Here is a 16,238-nt window from a genome sequence, read left to right as displayed (position 1 = left end):
ATTCACTTTCTTGATTTCACTTCGGAAGGAGCGTTCCAGTGGCCACACAGCACGATTTTACACAAGGGCCGATTGCACGGCAGCTTTTCTATTTTTCAGGTCCGATCATCCTGGCCAATCTGCTGCAGGTTTCCTATCAGCTGATCGACAGCCTGTGGGTCGGCAATCTGATCGGGGCAAACGCACTCGCCGCCGTCAGCTTATCCGGAACGGTGCTGTTTACGGTTCTTTCGTTTGTCATCGGCTTGAACAACGCCGCGCTGACCATTCTGTCCCAGCAGAAAGGGCGGGGAAGCGGAGAAGGGCTGCGCCGTTATTTGAATGCGTTCGTCGTCCTGCTTTCAGGGATGTCGATCGGCCTCGGCATTATCGGCTTTATCCTTGCGGAGCAGCTGCTCCGGCTTGTCGGGACACCTGAAGAGATTCTCCCGATGGCAGCCGTCTATCTGAAAATCAACTTTATCGGGATGCTGTTCCTGTTCGGCTATAACTTCATAGGCACCGCACTCCGGTCAGTCGGCGATTCCAAGTCGCCGCTTTACTTTGTGGCGATTGCGGTCGTATTGAACACGGTATTGGATCCGCTCTTTATTTCCATTTTCGGCTGGGGTGTAGAAGGAGCGGCTTATGCAACGATCGTTTCCCAGGGGTCGGCATTTTTCATCGGTTTCTTTTACATACGCAGCAAAAAGATTCTTCCGTTTATCCGCCCTTCCGTTCCTGCAAAGCGGGAAGTGCTTGATATTCTGAGGCTCGGCATACCAGCAGGACTTCAGATGGGCGTCATTTCTGCAGGGGTGCTCGCGATTATGAGTGTTGTCGCTTCGTTTGGCCCGGCAGTCGTCGCTGGATACGGCGCGGCGCAAAGGCTCGACAGCCTGATCATGCTGCCGGCGCAGGCGCTGGGCACAGCGGTCAATTCGATGGCTGGGCAAAATATTGGAGCGGGGCAATGGGACCGCGTGGAGCGGGTGACGCGCTACGCTTTCTTCTATAATCTTGCAGTAATGTTCATGATTGCCGCCATCCTTTATATTTTCGCTGAACCTGCTGTCCGGCTGTTCCTGAAAGAAGAGGATGCGGTGGAATTCGGCACCGATTATTTGAGGGGCGTCGCATTCTTTTATCCGTTCCTCGGGATCAATTTCATCCTGAACGGTACTGTCCGCGCGGCAGGCGCCATGTTCCAGGTGCTCATTTTAAATATCCTGTCATTTTGGGTGCTGCGCTATCCGCTTACCTATCTGTTCGCACAGTGGTACGGGCAGGACGGCGTCGCGCTTGGCATCGGTGTGTCCTTCATTATCTCAAGCGTTTTCGCTTTCCTGTATTACCGATACGGCAAATGGCGGGAGATTAAGGCGATCAGTGAGGGATGAGTTTTCGACATTGTAGCTCATAAGAAATTAAAAAGGCAGCAGTAATTTAGCCTGTAGGTCCCCTAAATCTACTTCCTTGAGAAGTAGGTTTTTATTTTAGTAAATAAAGAATGTAAAAAACTCTTTACATGGAAGTTCTTTACATTATAATAATATGTAAAGAACCTTTGACACTTTAGGAGTGAGGACACTGTTAACTTGGCTAATATTAATCGTAATATCATTATTGCTCTTTCTAATATTAAGAAAAGTAACTGGAAGTGAAGAACACGGATATAAAACAAATGATGACGAACGAAAGAAACACATTAAACAACAGGCGATAGTGAGCAGCTGGATTATACTCTTAGTGTTTTTCGTCATTAACTTTGTCCTTGATTTCTTTAATCTCAGCGACATTCGTTTAAATGGTGTTTCGATGGTCTATCCGGAACTGCTGTATTTGCTTATTGCAATTATCAGCTACTTTATTTTTTATGTGATGCACCGAAAAAGACTGGGTGGTTGATGCAAATGAAAAATCAAATTCAGGAATTGCGTAAATTGCAGGGATTTTCCCAGGAAGAGTTGGCGAAAAGATGTTCAGTCTCCAGACAGACAATCAATGCAATTGAAAATAACAAGTATGATCCAAGTCTGAATTTAGCATTTGAGCTTGCTGACAAGTTGGGCGTTACAGTAGATGAACTTTTTCTAAGAGAATAGGAGGAGCAGATTATGAAAAAAAGCATGAAGTTAATCGGTGGGATGTTCTTGTTTGTGGTGACATTATTTCTTGTAGCGATGTATGTGACAGATTATATGAATGGAATGGAAATAGGAATAACGGATGTTCTGGTGTTTCTACTGCTGTTATCTTCCTGGTTCCAATTTTTCACATGGGGTTCTGATCCAAAAGTGCAAAAAGATGAAATGGGAAAAAGTATTTTCAATACCAGCGCAAAGTTAAGTTATTTTATATTAACAGGCAGTATCTTTACCCTATGGGTGGTTGATAGAATGACTTCTGCGGACACGGGAGAATTTGGAAATCTTTATTTATTTATCGCATTGTGTTTTGCAGTAATGCTATTTCCTATAATCCAGTTCTTTGTAGCAAGAAAGTACGCGTTAAAGTAATTGCTGCCTACTCAAGTTAAGTTTGTTTAATTATCAAAAAATTTTATTGCAAAATATTATGAATTAGATTTTTCGAGGAGGAAGTCAAATGAGCCTGGCAAATTGGCGTGAAATGAGGATTGAAAAGAAAGTAAGCTTAATCTGCTCATTAATTTTAATCATTGCCATTGGCGGGTTTGGTATTTATGAATGGGTGCGGAAAGATTTAATAACAGCTTCGACTATTTTCTATCTGTTTTTAGGCATCGGTTTTTTCTTTCAGTCTTTAACATGGGGAGATATGGATGGAAAGCATGAAGGAGATAAAGATGAACTAGATAAACATATAACTTTAACCAGTTCTAAAATCAGCTATTATCTGCTGCTTGTGTTGATGGTGGTCGTCCTATTTCTTACTGAAAGAGTCACCGCATTAAATGATATTCAAAATATTCCTCTTGTTATTGTAATTGGACTGGCATTCGTTACGCTGCCGATTACTGAGTTTATTGTTTCGAAAAAATTCCAGTGAACTTTTATGATAAGGGTATTCAAATTCAATTGATAAGAGTGGCATACAGGACCCGGATGCTTTGTAATTCTTTAAAGTGACGAAGCAAACCAACCCTAAACTTGAACAACAATTGTATTTGTACGAAAACGACATTATTGAAGTCTTATCAGAATTTGAACCTCGGTTTGTTAAACGTTAATTGATAATGATTAAAAGTTCGATGAAAATCATTTTGCGGAACAGGAAAAGCAGACAAATTAAAAGCTTCAGGCCCGATCGTTTCAATGGCGATCAAGCCTGAAGCTTTTTAATTGCAGTTGAATGATTTTGTTCGACAGTTAAACGCCGCTTTTCACAACCGGGCAGTTCGGGTCGCTTGTCCATTCATTCATCGAGCCATCGTAAACCGCGACGTTTGATTGGCCAAGACTGTTCAACACCAGCGCATTCCATGTTGCGGCGATGCCACCCCCGCAATAGGTGATGACTTTTTTAGAGGGATCGAGTGCGCCGCTCTGTTCGAAAGAAGCGCGCAATTGTTCTTCACTGAAAAGCGCTTTTGTCTCTTCGTCCGCATGGGCGCCGAAAAAGACGTTGGTGCTGCCAGGGATGTGGCCGCTGTTGAAATCTTCCGGCGACAGGCTGTTGATGAGCACGGTCTGGTCATCGTCCATCGCTTTTCTGACGTCATCCTTCGTCGCCAGCATTTCAGGTCGGCGGTGCCCCGTATAATTTGCCATCGGATAAGCTTGAGATTCCGTCGATAACCCACGGCCTTCCGCTTGCCATTTCTGCAAACCGCCTTCCAGAATGGCGATCCGGTCGAATCCTTCATAGCGCAATTGCCACGCAAGGCGGGACGCCCAGTAAGAGGCCGCAACCGGTTCACCGACCAATGCATTCTGATCGTAGATGACCGTATACGTGTCATCGCCAATTCCAAGCTCCGTCATTTTCTTCACGAACACTTCACGGGGCGGCACAGTAAACGGCAAATCGGATTCCGGATCCGATAATTCGCCGGCCAGGTCAGCATAAACTGCTCCCGGGATATGGCCCTGCTCATAGGAAGAACGGCCGGATTCAACGTTCGGCGGGCCGCCGCCTTCCGGGAATTTCATGAATACTGTGGCATCAACAATTCTGAGCTTAGGATCATCCAATCTTTCAGCGAGCCAGTCAGTCGATACAATTAATGGAATGTCATTCATCTGAATCTCCTCCTTTGCTGCATTAATTTCACTCTACGGTCTTGTGATTAGTGCGTCAAAAGTTACGCTTTGGCAGATGCAGATAGGAAAGATGTTTAATGGCAGGGACCGAAAGGGAAAGTGAGAGGTTATAACAAAAAACCAAGGAGGAATGGATAAAATGGTGAAAATCGCAGTCGAATACCCATTTACCGACATACGGCAGGCATTGCAGAACAAAGGATACCAGACAGACATGGTGGAACAGGAGGCTGATGCTTCCGTGTATGATGTGGTTGTTGTACGCAATCAGTACGCATTGAATGGCTCGCTTATAAGAGCGTCGCTTGTGGAAACACGTGGCCGCAGCGTCGATGAAATCGTTAAGGAAGTGGAAGAACGCCTCCAGCGTGCCGGCAAAATTCCGGGCACTGCGAAAGCTGAAAAAAGTGCTTCCGGTGGTGGCGGCTTTACATCCGGGATTCTGACAGGTGCAGTGGTCGGTGCAGCGGCAGCACTTCTGATGACTCCAAAAAGCGGGAAGGAAATGCAAAGCCTTGTGAAAGAAAAAATTCCGGGCGGCAGTTCGGATGGGGAGAGTACGCTGAGTCAGGTTAAAGAAAAAGCGGCACAGACAGCCTCGCAGGTAAAAGATAAGGCAATGGAAATGAAAGACAAAAAATCTTCCGACGGGCAAAAAGAATAGTAAGTTGAAAGTCATCTTTTAAAAGATGGCTTTTTTTTATGGTGTAATCACTAACGAAACGGAAGGCGGAGAAGTGAGCGATGAAACTGTACAAAGAGCTGACAGAGAGGAAGAAGAATGAAATAAGAAACTCAAAAGGGCATCCTCGGATTGAGGATGCCCTTTGTTAGAGGGTGAAGACTTAGTTTTTTCGAATTTTATCTGCCGTTTCAACGAATCTGCATTGAAATGTATGCTCACTAAAGGGAAGCTGCCTAACAATCGCAGAGGGAAATTCCTCCATTTATTTTGCATATGCTTAAAAGGAACGATAGCGTCTCCGATGCTGCGAAAAAGAACAAAATCAGGCAGTAAGGACGAATAAAACCTGTTTTCTCACTGTAAACATCTCTTTTATGTTTTCCATAATACAAGAAGATTTTCGGTGTATCGATAAAAGCGGGAGATTATGGATTGTCCTGATAGACAGCCCGTGTCCCCGATGGAAGAGTCAAAAGCTCGAGCAATTGGTCCACAACTTTTTTCCGTGTATCGAAGTCGAAGGGCTCACCGCAAGGACGGCCCATTTTAAAGGGGACATGCAATGTCCGCGGAGCTGCGACTTTATCGGTGACTTCCGGGAACAGTGTAACCATGGCGGTTGGGATCTTTGAAGCTTCTAAAGCCCGGGCATACAGCCCGAGTACGTTGTGGCAGGATCCTCAGCCAGGCACAAGCAAGGCAGCGTCAATTCCTGCGTTATGGAATAATTCGACAACTGTCGGAATTGATTCCTGTTCGACTAAAGCCGTATCCAGGATGCCGCCGTTCAATCCGATGTTAATAGTTGAAATGGATCCGATTTTCCCATCAGCTGCAGCTTGCTTCAGCTGCGGCAGTGGAAAGACGATTGTCGGATCCGATTTTGCAAATTTCGTATCGATGTAAATATGCGTCACCGTCAGCTCCTGTTCCGACACTTCCGATGGGACGATTCGGAAAGTATGGTCGCCTGCTGGATTATCGACATCAAAAGGTTCGTCTGTTTTCAAATGGACACCTGCAGTTGACATAAGAGCTACTTTACATTCATTCAAGGGTTTTGATAAAAAAGCTTCAGCCGGGCTCGTATGTTCCCTCATATGGCTCATGGTGAATTTCCTGTAGGCTCCCGTGAAATTACCGGAAAAAGTCCTCGACATTTTTGACTTGATCTTCGTCTTCATTTTCATGGATCCGCATTCCTCCTTTTCAGCTTGATTAATGTTATTAATTCGCTGTCTGATTGCAAACTCCTCTATTGTGACAGCGGTTAGTTGACAGGCGGTACAAACCGTTCTATAGTTCAATCAATTTAAAAAGGAAGGCGGAGAAGCGAGCGATGAAACTGTACAACGAATTGGCAGACTGGTGGCCGTTGATGTCTCCCCATACGGAATATGAAGAAGAAGCAGGACTGTACCTCGAAATCATCAGGCGCTACCATCCGGATGTCAAAAAGGCGGTTGAATTCGGGTCGGGAGGAGGAAGCAATGCTTATTACCTGAAACGGCATTTTTCCATGACATTGACAGATCTGTCGCCGGACATGCTGAGGGTAAGCCGCGAATTAAACCCGGATTGCGAACATATCCAGGGAGACATGCGAAATTTATATCTTGGCGATGCATATGATCTGGTTTTTATCCACGATGCGATTACTTATTTTACGGACAAGGCCGAATTGCTGGGAGTGATGCATAACGCGAAAAGACATTTGAACGAAAAAGGCATCCTGATGATCATGACCGATCAGTTCGCAGAAACCTTCAAATCGAATACAGACCACGGCGGCATCGATCAAGGCAAGCGAGGCATGCGTTACTTGGAATGGACCTACGACAATGATTCCGAAGATAAAGTGACGGAAACGGAATACGTTTACGTCATGCGCGAAGAGGACGGGACAGTTGTCAGAGAGTACGACCATTCAAAAGGTGGTCTCTTTTCAATGCCGGAATGGGAAGAGTTACTGGCGCAGGCCGGATTTCAGGCGCATTTCGAACGGGTTGAATACACGGAGGCTAAAGGGAATTACTTTGCGATTGTGGCGACTCGGATTGTGTGAAGTGCGAATCGAAATTCATCGGGGAGGCATCGATTTTTTAGATTTTTGGCTATTGCAATAACTAACTTTTTGGAATGGAACGCTGGGCAAACGGCTGCCCAGGATTTCACGGCAGAAGAAGCCCGGGACACATAAAGACGATGAATCGGTCATCTCGGAAAAAGATGAAGCGACTTTGACGCTGACGACTTGTTATCCTTTTGACTTTATCGGATACGCGCCTGACCGTTATATCGTGCAGGCAAAATTCATTTCCAGCCAAAGCAGCAAAAAGAAGTGAGTAGATCCTGTCAGAAGTCAGCAGAACAATACCTGAACACACCTGTATTTTAATCAATCGGGTGTGCTTCTTACGATTAGTCAATAGTTTTTAAACCATTTTAAAAAGGTTTTTCCGTGATTTCTCATCTTCTAGGAGGCGGAAATTAATCATAACTAAAAATGTGCCAGCCTATTTCGAGCAAATGCTCTCATCAGACAATTACATCGTCTACGAAAATCAGCTGCCACTTCCTTTTCTGCGGTCTCTTTCCTGGCCGGGCCGGCCGATTCCGGGTTAAATGAAATCACATTAACGTACTACCCTTCGCATTTCTGGAAATCGCTGCTGATCAGTATCAGTTCGCTGTTTGCCGGAGCAGTTTATCTGTGGAAACGAAGAAAATGACTGTTTGCAAGGTGTATGAAGGCGATAAAGGCTTCCAGCGTATGTTTCCTTTGTTTATCGAATTGTCTGTCCGGGAATCGAAACAATAAAGTGACTGGACGTGACTGGACGAGTGTTTTTGGAAATGCAGCTACGAGGAGGAAAACTATGGATTCAGACAAATTAAAAGAATACCGGCTTGGAAAACTGGATGATGTGACAATAGCTGATCTGCAAAAGGATATGGAAGACGGTATGGTGACTTCCGAAGAACTTGTTTTAATGTTCCATGAAAATATCAGTGAACGGGACAGCTCCATCAATTCGATTATCGAAGTAAATCCGGATGCTTTGACGATTGCCCAAGCTCTTGATATTGAACGAAAACTATCGGGGCCGCGTTCGGCGCTGCATGGCATCCCGATCCTATTGAAAGACAATATCGGTACGGCAGATAAAATGCACACCAGTGCGGGTTCCTATGCGCTGAAGGATTTTTACTCCCAGGAAGATGCAGTTGTCGCTGCAAAGCTCCGGAAAGCGGGAGCGGTGCTGCTTGGAAAAACGCATATGACCGAATGGGCAGATATGATGTCGAATGATATGCCTGATAATTATTGTTCGCGCTCGGGGCATGTGGAGCATCCGTTCGGTGATTATTATATCGGCGGTTCAAGTTCCGGCAGTGCGGCTGCAATCGCGCTGAATTTAGCTGTTGCTTCGATTGGAACAGAAACTTCCGGTTCCATCATCAACCCGGCGGATGAAAACAGCCTGGTCGGGATCAAACCGACGCTTGGGTTGACGAGCCGGAGCGGTATCATCCCATTGGCACCAACACAGGACGTCGCCGGTCCGCTGGCGAAAAGCGTGACGGACGCGGTAACGGTTTTTTCTGTAATTGTCGGATGGGACGCCGATGATGAAATCACTATTGGCGCACAGCCGTTTGAAACCTATGACTGGCATGCTCACCTGAAGGAGGAAGGGTTGCGCGGCGCACGTTTGGCGGTGCCCCGGCATCTATTTGAAGAGAGCATCACAGAAAATGAACTGGAATTATTCAATGAATCATTGGATATCATCCGCTCCATGGGTGCCGAAATCATTGATCCGGTCGATGTAGGGATATCGGAAGAAGAGGTCGGCAGCGAAGTGCAATTTTTCGAATTCAAACCGAATCTCAATGAATACCTCGGGAAGTCACATCCTTCCAATCCAATCCGCTCATTGGACGACCTTATCGCCTTCCATAAAAAATATCCGGAGAAAATGCTGCGTTACGGGCAGGACAAATTGGAGAAATCGAATGCCACATCCGGCCGTCTGAATGAACCCGAGTACGTAGAAGCACTGAAGAAAAAACGGTTGCTGACGGGTGAAAAGGGCATTAACTCGACATTGAAGGAACTGGAGGCGGATGCTTTTATCCTGCCTAAGGATTTCGGGGGCAATTTTGGCGCCGCTGCGGGTATGCCGCTGATTACGGTTCCGTACCGTTTTGAAGAAGAAAATGGCCCTTTCGGAATCACTTTCATGGGGCCAGCCTTCAGTGAAACCAAACTGATTGAATTGGCGTATGCTTTCGAACAGAAAACAAATGGCAGAGTCAAGCCGGATTATTGATTTGCCTTCAGAATTCCTGCCTGTTGGGGTTGTATAAATGAAAGAACAGCAAAAAAAGCCGCATTCAGGAATTGCGGTCCTGAATGCGGCTTTCGTCTGTTTACGCCAAGGATAAAAGAATGGCCTGGCTTTCTATATATCATAGCGGAATGCTTTTACTGTAATTCCGTCATTAAAGGGAACAAAATCCAGTTCGGGAACTCTCTTGAATCCCATTTTCTCATAAAGCGAAATTGCGTCTTTCATGAAGCTGCCGGTATGCAGACCGACGAATTTATATTGCTGCTGTCTTGCGCTGTCGATGCAGTGCCTGACCAAAGCTCTGCCGACACCTTTTGAACGGTAATCGGGGTTCACGGCCAGCATCCGGATTTCAGGGTATTTTATGGTTTCGGTGTCCCATTCATAGGCCTTCGATTCGGAAGGGAACAGCACTGCGCTGCCTGCAATGCGCCCATCAATTTCAGCGACAAAAATTTCTGTGCCGGTCTGCTGGTCTCCATTTGAAGTCAACGTACCCTGCAGCATGTCCCAGTGTTCCAGTGAAATATCGTTTTTATATTGTGCGTACGATGAAAGGCGCATGTTTTTTATGGTTTCAGTTTCATTGTTATCCGCTTTTCTGATCAACATTTTAATCATCTCCTGACAGGCAAATTGCTTAACCCTAATGATAGCATTTATGAATGACAAAAAGGAGTGTTGCCGCCTTTTGCAGAATAGAAATAAGTAATCAGCTATGATGCTGTAATTGGCTGGTACGTGTTGAACACAGGGAGAGGGGAAATGAAGATGAAGATACTGATTCTTGGCGGCACCCGGTTTCTGGGCCGCTTTCTGGCCGAGGCCGCACTGGCGAACGGCCATGAAGTGACGTTATTCAATAGAGGGAAATCCGATCCGGAGCTTTTCCCGGAAGCAGAAAAACTGATCGGCGACCGGGATGGAAATTTGGAATCACTGAAAGGGCGCAGCTGGGATGCTGTCATCGACACGAGCGGCTATTTGCCGTGGATTGTCCGCGAGTCCTTGGATTTGCTGGCGGATGCCGCCGGACATTATACGTTCATCTCCAGTGTCTCGGTATATGATGAACTGGAAGAACCGGGAGTGGATGAATACCATTCGGTCGGAAGACTTTCTGCGGACAGAATCGAAGAGTTGAAAACGATGGAAGCGATGGAGGCAATTCAGCAGCATTACGGAGAACTCAAGTATTTATGTGAGCAGGAAGTGGAACGAATTTTTGCGGGGCGCAGCCTGAACATCCGGCCGGGACTGATTGTCGGGCCGCATGATGTCACCGATCGCTTCAGTTACTGGGTCAATCGCATCGCAAAGGGTGGACAGGTGCTTGCTCCCGGACGTCGTGACAAAGAAGTTCAATTTATCGATGTCCGCGATCTTGCCGACTGGATCATCCGACTGGTCGGTTCCGGTGAAACTGGCACGTTTAATGCAACGGGCCCTGAAACGGAATTGACAATGGAAGAAGTTTTGAATACATGCAGGGAAACCGTTGGCAATAGAGCGGAGCTTGTCTGGATTGAAGAGAAATTCCTTCTTGGCCATGAAGTGCAGGGCTGGTCTGATATGCCGTTATGGATTCCAGACAGCATGAATATGAAAGGATTCCATACTGTCGATATCCGAAAAGCGCTCGCTGCCGGGCTGACGTTCCGTCCGCTCTCCGATACCATCCGCGATACGCTGGCGTGGGAAGAGACGCGTGACGTACCGGAGAAGAAAGCGGGACTCAATCCGGAAAAGGAAAAAGAGGTATTGATGGACTGGAACGAGAAAGGTTTGTGAAGGAGCTGGAGGATTCGAATATATGAAAGGCCATTTTCCGGAATCTCCGGAAAATGGCCTTTTCTGATTATTCCCATGCAATATCTGCCTCGGCGACAGCTTCTGAAAAGTAATCTGTTCCATTTATTTCATAAAATGGAGCGAAGTCCGCCGGGTTATCGTCTTTTAAAACGTCAAAGCGGGTATTGTCTATCATTGTAATTTGTCCGTCCGTCATGACTGAAAGGCTTTCCGTATAATGAAGGAAATGGATACTGTACGTCATTCCCTTTTGCCCAGGAAAATCTTTTGAACCTTTTAAATCAGTTTTTGAGGCAGTCGCAAGAAATTTCTCGATTTCTGCAGGATCTGTAATTTCCGCATAACCTTCCGGAGTGGTCGAACCGCCAACGTACCGGTTTAGCGTGATAGTATGGATGCCCTCTTCAGGCTTTACAGTCGCCGCTGACAGTTCGGCAAATGAAGTTTGTTTATTTTCAGTGTTTATGTAATAAAGTGTTCCGGCTAAAAGGATGATGAGCACCATTAACGTTTTTTTCATAAGCACAACCTCTTTTCGATTTGTCTTTTTTATTAGTATACTATAATTGGAAACGATTGGAAGAGTTGGTTTTGGTATAAGGCTGCAGGTCCAATATGGTAAAATAGTTTAAATAATTGATTTGTGTGATGGCCGGTCCGTGCCGTATGGAGTGACTGGAAAATGGAAATGTCTTTACTGATATGGCTTTCTTATCAATACACCATTGCACAATAAGGAGGGTCTCCTATGATACATGTAAAAGAAACAAGCGATAAAAAGGGCATTGCCGGAGAAGATGCGGAAGCGTTCATCCGGAATGATCAATTTAACTTCATCAAAGGCCAGACAAAAATCCTGGTTAATGGAAAAGCATCGAGCAGCGACGCAGAAGTGCTGAACGTGCTGCGCCACCTTGCACAGGAAAAAGTTTTTGGTCTGTTTCCGATGCTGACCGTTGAACAGAAAGCGATTTTGAAACCACTGGCGCTGGTGAAGGAAACAGCAGACGCTGAAGCTTTCCTTGAGCAATTATCGGTCTACCGCCTGCCGTTTCCAAAAGTGGCTGATCCGGGGCTGAAAAAGCTATTTCCGAAAGCGAAAAAGTTGAAGGGGCCGAAGCTTGAAACGATTGATTTCCATAAGCGTTCCTACCTTGCCTGGATTGAAAGCTCAACGCTGATGTATCTGATCGCTGAAAAAGACGGCCGGCTGGAAGGCATCCCCGGCAGTTTCAACCGCAGTGCGAAAAGCGGCATCTGTGCAATCTGCAATCGCCACAGCGAAGTTGGCCTGTTTACCGCGAAGACGAAAAACTCCGGCCAGGACAATTTCGTTAAACGCGGCAATTATATCTGCCAGGACAATGAAATCTGCAACAGCAATATCGATACATTGGAGCGGCTGCATGATTTTGTGGAGCGGCTTCAAAAATAAGAGGAGGCTTTTCGGGAAACCGGAGAGCCTTTTTTATATACGATAAAAGCCTTGAAAAGCAGGTTGGGAAAATTCGGGCCGACTTGCAGCAGGTAAAATAAAACAGCGAATAAAAAATAATGTTTTGCAGTTATTATTGTTATTTTATTGACATTTTTGTATGAGAAAAGAAATTTTTCTGAGTATAAGCAATCATGTAAGTCTTTTTTGTATTGGGAAATACGAAATGCAGTTGATTTGAAAAAATTGTCAGTTTACCATCAGAGTTAAGCAGCACGCAAAATTGTCACTTATCTGCTGAAAACTGCAACGGGTTGCATATACAAAAACTATTTTATTGGAGATGGAGCTATGAAGAGAAAGATGTGTTCAGCGCTTATCATCCTGTCGTTGGTCGCCCTTAGTGTTTTGGGCTACGAATACTTCGGAGAAGCGGAAACGAGCGGTTTGGTATGGGGGTTCTCGGAATCTTACGAAACCCTCGATGAACTTAAAGCGGAAGCGGATCTGGTGGTGCGTGCCCACGTCCCGCTGTATTACGATATCCGCGAAATTGGGGAAGCGGAAAAGGTCACCAGGCAAGCATTCTACGAAGTCGTGATTGAAGAGGTTTTTGCCGATCATACTGGACACAATGTAGATGTAGAATCCGAAATCATCGTTAATCAGGTCATCGGGATCAGAGATGCTGAAGCAACTGAATTTGCCTATGACAAAGGCATGAAGCCGATGAAAGCGGGCGATTACTTACTGTTTTTGAAGAAAGTGATTAATCCTGCAGATGGCAAAGTCTATTATGTTTCAAATTCGCATCAGCATCTCTATAAATGGAGAGGAAATGAGAAATTCAAGAATATTGCATCTGATGAATTGATGGAAATAAACTACTCGGAATTGATCGGTGGGAGATGAAAAACCTGTTGGAAAGCGTTAACTGCGCTTTTGAGAAGGTTTTTTATTTGTTTTGCAGGGAATCAGACGACAGACGGGGAATCTTTAAAAAGGATTTCCGGGTTATCCATTGTCCAGGCGTTTATTGCACTGATGGAATTACTCAAGGAAAAGATAAGTACATGGTACATAAAGGAGAGAGGCAAGTGGACGAAAGGTATGGCATTGATCAGGGTGAACGGGAAAAAGTGATGAAAACTTATTTCAAGGACGGGCTCGAAGGTCCGAGTGAAACGATTCCCAGCAAAGAGAAGAAAAAACTTATCATTTTACAGCACATCGTGACGAAGTTTGAAGCAGGGCGTTCGTATAGTGAAAAAGAAGTGAATGCAATATTAAAGAATGTGAACGCGGATTTCGTTTCGCTGAGGAGGCATCTGATTGAATACGGGTTCATGGACCGCAATAATGAAGGTTCGTCGTATTGGGTGATATAGGAATCGGAATTCAAACTTAAGGAGTAAAAACTATGAACATAGCCTTAGAGAAATGCACTCTTGAAAAGGTTCAGGAGCTTCAACAAATCAGCATACTGACTTTCACAGAAACATTTGAAGAACAGAACAGCCCTGAACACATGCAGGCGTATATTGACAAGGCGTTCAATATTCCGCAGCTCGAGAAAGAGCTGGCCAATCCGTCCTCCCGCTTCTTCTTCGTAATCGTGGACAGGCAGATCGCCGGCTATCTGAAGGTCAATACGGAAGATGCTCAGACAGAAGACATGGGAGCGGAAGCACTGGAAGTGGAGCGCATTTACATCAGCAATAAATTCCAGAAGCTCGGGCTTGGCCGGCATCTGATGCAGCGGGCGCTGGAAGCGGCAGATGAGCTGGGGAAAAAGAAAATCTGGCTCGGCGTCTGGGAGCATAACGACAATGCCATTGCGTTCTACGGCAAAAAAGGTTTCGTCAAAACAGGCGAACACTCCTTTTTCATGGGAGACGATGAACAAATCGATTGGATTATGGTGAAGGAGCTGGAGTATGGGGCATTTTTTTATTTTTTCTTGAGTATGCGCTGAAAAGAGGATATATGCGCGGAAGAGGCATGAATATGCGCTGAAAAACCAAAGTATGCTCAACTAAATAATTGCATGATAAAAATGATGATATTCTGTCCGTCCAAAACTATATTTCAACGTCGCTTCCTAACCAAAATATCCAATCAGTTAGCCTTACCCGAAATCCAAAAACAGCGGATGTTTTTCACCACGCGAAAAACCCCAGTCACTAAAAAAGAAGGCTTCGCGGATGCGAAGCCTTCTTCTCATCAATCAATTAGTTTTACTGTAATACTGCCATTGTCAGATCGGAGGTCGATCGAATGATGGCCGCTTCCGAAGACAGTTTTAGTATCTTTCGAACCGAAAACAGAAATCGAACCCCAATCCACTTCTGCACGAATTGTGGCATTCTCAGGCTGCTTTTTAGTTTCTAGCAGAATGGAGCCATTATCCGTTTCAAGTTGTATGGTGCGATCGAGGTGGAAGGCCGCATGCTGGACCCGTCCGTTATCCGTTTGCGCAATAACGTCTCCATCGACATCTTTCAGCAAAATGTCGCCGTTAGCCGAAACAACATTTACTTTGGCAGACTGAACGTCTTGCAGTTTGAGCTGTCCATTTTCTGTTTCGGCTTCGATTTGTTTTGCCTGGATCGAAGTGAGTGAGATATCGCCATTGGTAGAGTTCACTGTAAGACTGCCTGCGCCAATATGTGTGAAATCGGTGCTGCCATTTTCAGCTTCCAATTCAAACACAGTGGCGGAAAGGCGTTCACCAGTGATGCTGCCGTTCTCTGAGTTGATCTCTATTTTTTCATAAAGCTTGTCCGGCAGCTGCACATTGAGTGTTGGTGTATTCATGCTTCGGGTGATACTGAAGATACCCCATAACTTAATTTCCTCTTTCAGCGAAATGACAAGTGCCCGGTTCACAATATCAACAGTCAGCTGCTGCTTATAATTTTTATCCGCTATATCGACATGCATTTTCCCATCTGCCGAAGGGGAGATCACAAGATTTCCGTTTTCGATCTCGATATCCACTCCATCGAATTTGTCTTTTGATATATCAATGTTCAGCGTTGAAAATTCCGGTTGACTGAAATCAAAACTGTCGACTAATTCCTTTGCAATAGCTTGCGGTTCGCCAAGTTCCGAAGCAATTATACGGTCCGATTTGCCGTCAGCCCGTCCGTTGGCGAAATACTCACGGAAATCCTGCATGATGTCTTTTCGTTCTTCAACGGGAAGCCGGTCCAGCGCATGTTCAAGTTCTTGGATAAATTGGTTTTCAGTCATTTTGCACACCCTCTTCAATTAGTTTATTGACCCCGTCCGTAAAACTTTTCCATTCATTCAGCTGTTCGTGGAGATACGTTCTGCCGGCATCCGTCAGCGAATAGTATTTGCGCGGCGGCCCTTCAGTCGACTCCTGCAGGTAGGTGGAGAAATAGCCCTCTTTCGTCAGCCGGCGGAGCAGCGGATAAACCGCGCCTTCCGAAATGGCGATGCGGTCCGAGATTTTCTGGACCAATTCATACCCGTAGCGATCCTGTTTATCCAGTAAAACCAGCACACATAAATTCAGGGCGCCTTTTTTAAATTGAATATTCACCGGAACTGCCTCCTTTCCTCGCTAGTATTTTATGAACAGTAGTGGTTAATGAATAATATATCATTCAGTACTGTTCATTGCAAGGTATTGCGGAAATTATTTCGGAAATTTTTAGATAATAAAAAACCTGTCCGGAAACGGGATTCCGAACAGG

19 protein-coding genes and 1 pseudogene are annotated in these 16,238 nt (G+C 45.4%); 13 read left to right on the top strand and 7 right to left on the bottom strand.

Translation table 11 applies throughout. From position 1 onward, the window contains the following. Positions 1–38: 38 nt before the first annotated feature. The 4 genes from KW93_RS10500 to KW93_RS10485 all read left to right on the top strand — a co-directional run bounded on the left by KW93_RS10500 (position 39) and on the right by KW93_RS10485 (position 3,009). Positions 39–1,379, top strand: a complete 1,341-nt coding sequence (locus KW93_RS10500; protein WP_033542960.1) for an MATE family efflux transporter — start codon at positions 39–41, stop codon at positions 1,377–1,379. 513 nt (positions 1,380–1,892) lie between these two features. After that, the gene (locus tag KW93_RS10495) at positions 1,893–2,084 is read left to right on the top strand and encodes a helix-turn-helix transcriptional regulator (protein ID WP_033542959.1); all 192 of its coding nucleotides are present in this window, start codon (positions 1,893–1,895) and stop codon (positions 2,082–2,084) included. Between the two features lie 12 nt (positions 2,085–2,096). Beyond that, positions 2,097–2,498, top strand: coding sequence for a hypothetical protein (locus KW93_RS10490; protein ID WP_033542958.1), 402 nt, complete (start codon positions 2,097–2,099; stop codon positions 2,496–2,498). Between the two features lie 88 nt (positions 2,499–2,586). After that, entirely contained in the window at positions 2,587–3,009 is a 423-nt protein-coding gene (locus KW93_RS10485; RefSeq protein ID WP_033542957.1) for a hypothetical protein, read from the top strand. Between the two features lie 320 nt (positions 3,010–3,329). On the opposite strand, the gene KW93_RS10480 is transcribed toward KW93_RS10485, so the two are convergent. Further along, entirely contained in the window at positions 3,330–4,202 is an 873-nt protein-coding gene (locus KW93_RS10480; protein WP_033542956.1) for a sulfurtransferase, read from the bottom strand. A gap of 160 nt (positions 4,203–4,362) precedes the next feature. On the opposite strand from KW93_RS10480, the gene KW93_RS10475 reads away from it, so the two are divergent. Beyond that, complete coding sequence (locus tag KW93_RS10475; RefSeq protein WP_052131563.1) at positions 4,363–4,887, top strand: YkuS family protein; 525 nt, start codon at positions 4,363–4,365, stop codon at positions 4,885–4,887. Between the two features lie 446 nt (positions 4,888–5,333). On the opposite strand, the gene KW93_RS17325 is transcribed toward KW93_RS10475, so the two are convergent. Together KW93_RS17325 and KW93_RS16965 are read right to left on the bottom strand one after the other, a co-directional pair. Continuing rightward, complete coding sequence (locus tag KW93_RS17325) at positions 5,334–5,522, bottom strand: hypothetical protein (protein ID WP_152602445.1); 189 nt, start codon at positions 5,520–5,522, stop codon at positions 5,334–5,336. A 66-nt stretch (positions 5,523–5,588) separates the two neighbouring features. Beyond that, positions 5,589–6,098 carry a glycine/sarcosine/betaine reductase selenoprotein B family protein gene (locus tag KW93_RS16965; protein WP_052131562.1) on the bottom strand — a complete coding sequence of 170 codons (510 nt, stop codon included), beginning with the start codon at positions 6,096–6,098 and terminating at the stop codon, positions 5,589–5,591. Between the two features lie 149 nt (positions 6,099–6,247). On the opposite strand from KW93_RS16965, the gene KW93_RS10465 reads away from it, so the two are divergent. From KW93_RS10465 to KW93_RS10460, 3 genes and pseudogenes are all read left to right on the top strand, one after another. Further along, complete coding sequence (locus KW93_RS10465) at positions 6,248–6,973, top strand: class I SAM-dependent methyltransferase (RefSeq protein WP_033542955.1); 726 nt, start codon at positions 6,248–6,250, stop codon at positions 6,971–6,973. Positions 6,974–7,085: 112 nt separating this feature from the next. Next, positions 7,086–7,253, top strand: a pseudogene (locus tag KW93_RS17150) (sortase domain-containing protein); the annotation flags it as partial. A 534-nt stretch (positions 7,254–7,787) separates the two neighbouring features. Beyond that, complete coding sequence (locus KW93_RS10460) at positions 7,788–9,245, top strand: amidase family protein (protein WP_033542954.1); 1,458 nt, start codon at positions 7,788–7,790, stop codon at positions 9,243–9,245. 132 nt (positions 9,246–9,377) lie between these two features. On the opposite strand, the gene KW93_RS10455 is transcribed toward KW93_RS10460, so the two are convergent. Next, positions 9,378–9,878 (bottom strand): GNAT family N-acetyltransferase, encoded by a 501-nt coding sequence (locus tag KW93_RS10455; protein WP_033542953.1) that lies wholly within the window; start codon positions 9,876–9,878, stop codon positions 9,378–9,380. Positions 9,879–10,037: 159 nt separating this feature from the next. Here KW93_RS10455 and KW93_RS10450 point away from each other — a divergent pair, with 159 nt between their 5' ends. After that, complete coding sequence (locus KW93_RS10450) at positions 10,038–11,057, top strand: NAD-dependent epimerase/dehydratase family protein (RefSeq protein WP_033542952.1); 1,020 nt, start codon at positions 10,038–10,040, stop codon at positions 11,055–11,057. A gap of 67 nt (positions 11,058–11,124) precedes the next feature. Here the strand turns inward: KW93_RS10450 and KW93_RS10445 are convergent, their stop codons facing one another. After that, on the bottom strand, positions 11,125–11,598 hold the full coding sequence (locus KW93_RS10445; protein ID WP_033542951.1) for a hypothetical protein: 474 nt from the start codon (positions 11,596–11,598) through the stop codon (positions 11,125–11,127). A 228-nt stretch (positions 11,599–11,826) separates the two neighbouring features. Between KW93_RS10445 and KW93_RS10440 the strand changes: the two genes are divergently transcribed. The 4 genes from KW93_RS10440 (at position 11,827) to KW93_RS10425 (ending at position 14,488) form a co-directional block, all read left to right on the top strand. Beyond that, on the top strand, positions 11,827–12,513 hold the full coding sequence (locus tag KW93_RS10440; protein WP_052131561.1) for a FusB/FusC family EF-G-binding protein: 687 nt from the start codon (positions 11,827–11,829) through the stop codon (positions 12,511–12,513). A gap of 351 nt (positions 12,514–12,864) precedes the next feature. Next, positions 12,865–13,425 carry a hypothetical protein gene (locus KW93_RS10435; RefSeq protein ID WP_033542950.1) on the top strand — a complete coding sequence of 187 codons (561 nt, stop codon included), beginning with the start codon at positions 12,865–12,867 and terminating at the stop codon, positions 13,423–13,425. 185 nt (positions 13,426–13,610) lie between these two features. Continuing rightward, positions 13,611–13,901 carry a DUF2087 domain-containing protein gene (locus tag KW93_RS16790; protein WP_052131560.1) on the top strand — a complete coding sequence of 97 codons (291 nt, stop codon included), beginning with the start codon at positions 13,611–13,613 and terminating at the stop codon, positions 13,899–13,901. Positions 13,902–13,933: 32 nt separating this feature from the next. Beyond that, positions 13,934–14,488 (top strand): GNAT family N-acetyltransferase, encoded by a 555-nt coding sequence (locus KW93_RS10425; RefSeq protein ID WP_052131559.1) that lies wholly within the window; start codon positions 13,934–13,936, stop codon positions 14,486–14,488. 248 nt (positions 14,489–14,736) lie between these two features. On the opposite strand, the gene KW93_RS10420 is transcribed toward KW93_RS10425, so the two are convergent. Continuing rightward, on the bottom strand, positions 14,737–15,768 hold the full coding sequence (locus KW93_RS10420) for a DUF4097 family beta strand repeat-containing protein (RefSeq protein ID WP_033542949.1): 1,032 nt from the start codon (positions 15,766–15,768) through the stop codon (positions 14,737–14,739). Then, positions 15,761–16,084, bottom strand: coding sequence for a PadR family transcriptional regulator (locus tag KW93_RS10415; RefSeq protein WP_033542948.1), 324 nt, complete (start codon positions 16,082–16,084; stop codon positions 15,761–15,763). The genes KW93_RS10420 and KW93_RS10415 overlap by 8 nt, the downstream gene beginning before the upstream one ends. Positions 16,085–16,238 lie beyond the last annotated feature (154 nt).

The sequence above is a fragment of the Planococcus sp. CAU13 genome (assembly GCF_000775575.1).
GTDB lineage: Bacteria > Bacillota > Bacilli > Bacillales_A > Planococcaceae > Planococcus.
This window is presented reverse-complemented; position numbering and strand designations above follow the sequence as displayed.

What these genes read in the sequence shown, in the direction of transcription:
- KW93_RS10495 (WP_033542959.1), top strand. Translation starts at nt 1,893, where the DNA reads ATGAAAAATCAAATTCAGGAATTGCGTAAATTGCAGGGATTTTCCCAG.
- KW93_RS10490 (WP_033542958.1), top strand. Translation starts at nt 2,097, where the DNA reads ATGAAAAAAAGCATGAAGTTAATCGGTGGGATGTTCTTGTTTGTGGTG.
- KW93_RS10485 (WP_033542957.1), top strand. Translation starts at nt 2,587, where the DNA reads ATGAGCCTGGCAAATTGGCGTGAAATGAGGATTGAAAAGAAAGTAAGC.
- KW93_RS10480 (WP_033542956.1), bottom strand. Translation starts at nt 4,202, where the DNA reads ATGAATGACATTCCATTAATTGTATCGACTGACTGGCTCGCTGAAAGA.
- KW93_RS10475 (WP_052131563.1), top strand. Translation starts at nt 4,363, where the DNA reads ATGGTGAAAATCGCAGTCGAATACCCATTTACCGACATACGGCAGGCA.
- KW93_RS17325 (WP_152602445.1), bottom strand. Translation starts at nt 5,522, where the DNA reads ATGGTTACACTGTTCCCGGAAGTCACCGATAAAGTCGCAGCTCCGCGG.
- KW93_RS16965 (WP_052131562.1), bottom strand. Translation starts at nt 6,098, where the DNA reads ATGAAAATGAAGACGAAGATCAAGTCAAAAATGTCGAGGACTTTTTCC.
- KW93_RS10465 (WP_033542955.1), top strand. Translation starts at nt 6,248, where the DNA reads ATGAAACTGTACAACGAATTGGCAGACTGGTGGCCGTTGATGTCTCCC.
- KW93_RS10460 (WP_033542954.1), top strand. Translation starts at nt 7,788, where the DNA reads ATGGATTCAGACAAATTAAAAGAATACCGGCTTGGAAAACTGGATGAT.
- KW93_RS10455 (WP_033542953.1), bottom strand. Translation starts at nt 9,878, where the DNA reads ATGTTGATCAGAAAAGCGGATAACAATGAAACTGAAACCATAAAAAAC.
- KW93_RS10450 (WP_033542952.1), top strand. Translation starts at nt 10,038, where the DNA reads ATGAAGATACTGATTCTTGGCGGCACCCGGTTTCTGGGCCGCTTTCTG.
- KW93_RS10445 (WP_033542951.1), bottom strand. Translation starts at nt 11,598, where the DNA reads ATGAAAAAAACGTTAATGGTGCTCATCATCCTTTTAGCCGGAACACTT.
- KW93_RS10440 (WP_052131561.1), top strand. Translation starts at nt 11,827, where the DNA reads ATGATACATGTAAAAGAAACAAGCGATAAAAAGGGCATTGCCGGAGAA.
- KW93_RS10435 (WP_033542950.1), top strand. Translation starts at nt 12,865, where the DNA reads ATGAAGAGAAAGATGTGTTCAGCGCTTATCATCCTGTCGTTGGTCGCC.
- KW93_RS10425 (WP_052131559.1), top strand. Translation starts at nt 13,934, where the DNA reads ATGAACATAGCCTTAGAGAAATGCACTCTTGAAAAGGTTCAGGAGCTT.
- KW93_RS10420 (WP_033542949.1), bottom strand. Translation starts at nt 15,768, where the DNA reads ATGACTGAAAACCAATTTATCCAAGAACTTGAACATGCGCTGGACCGG.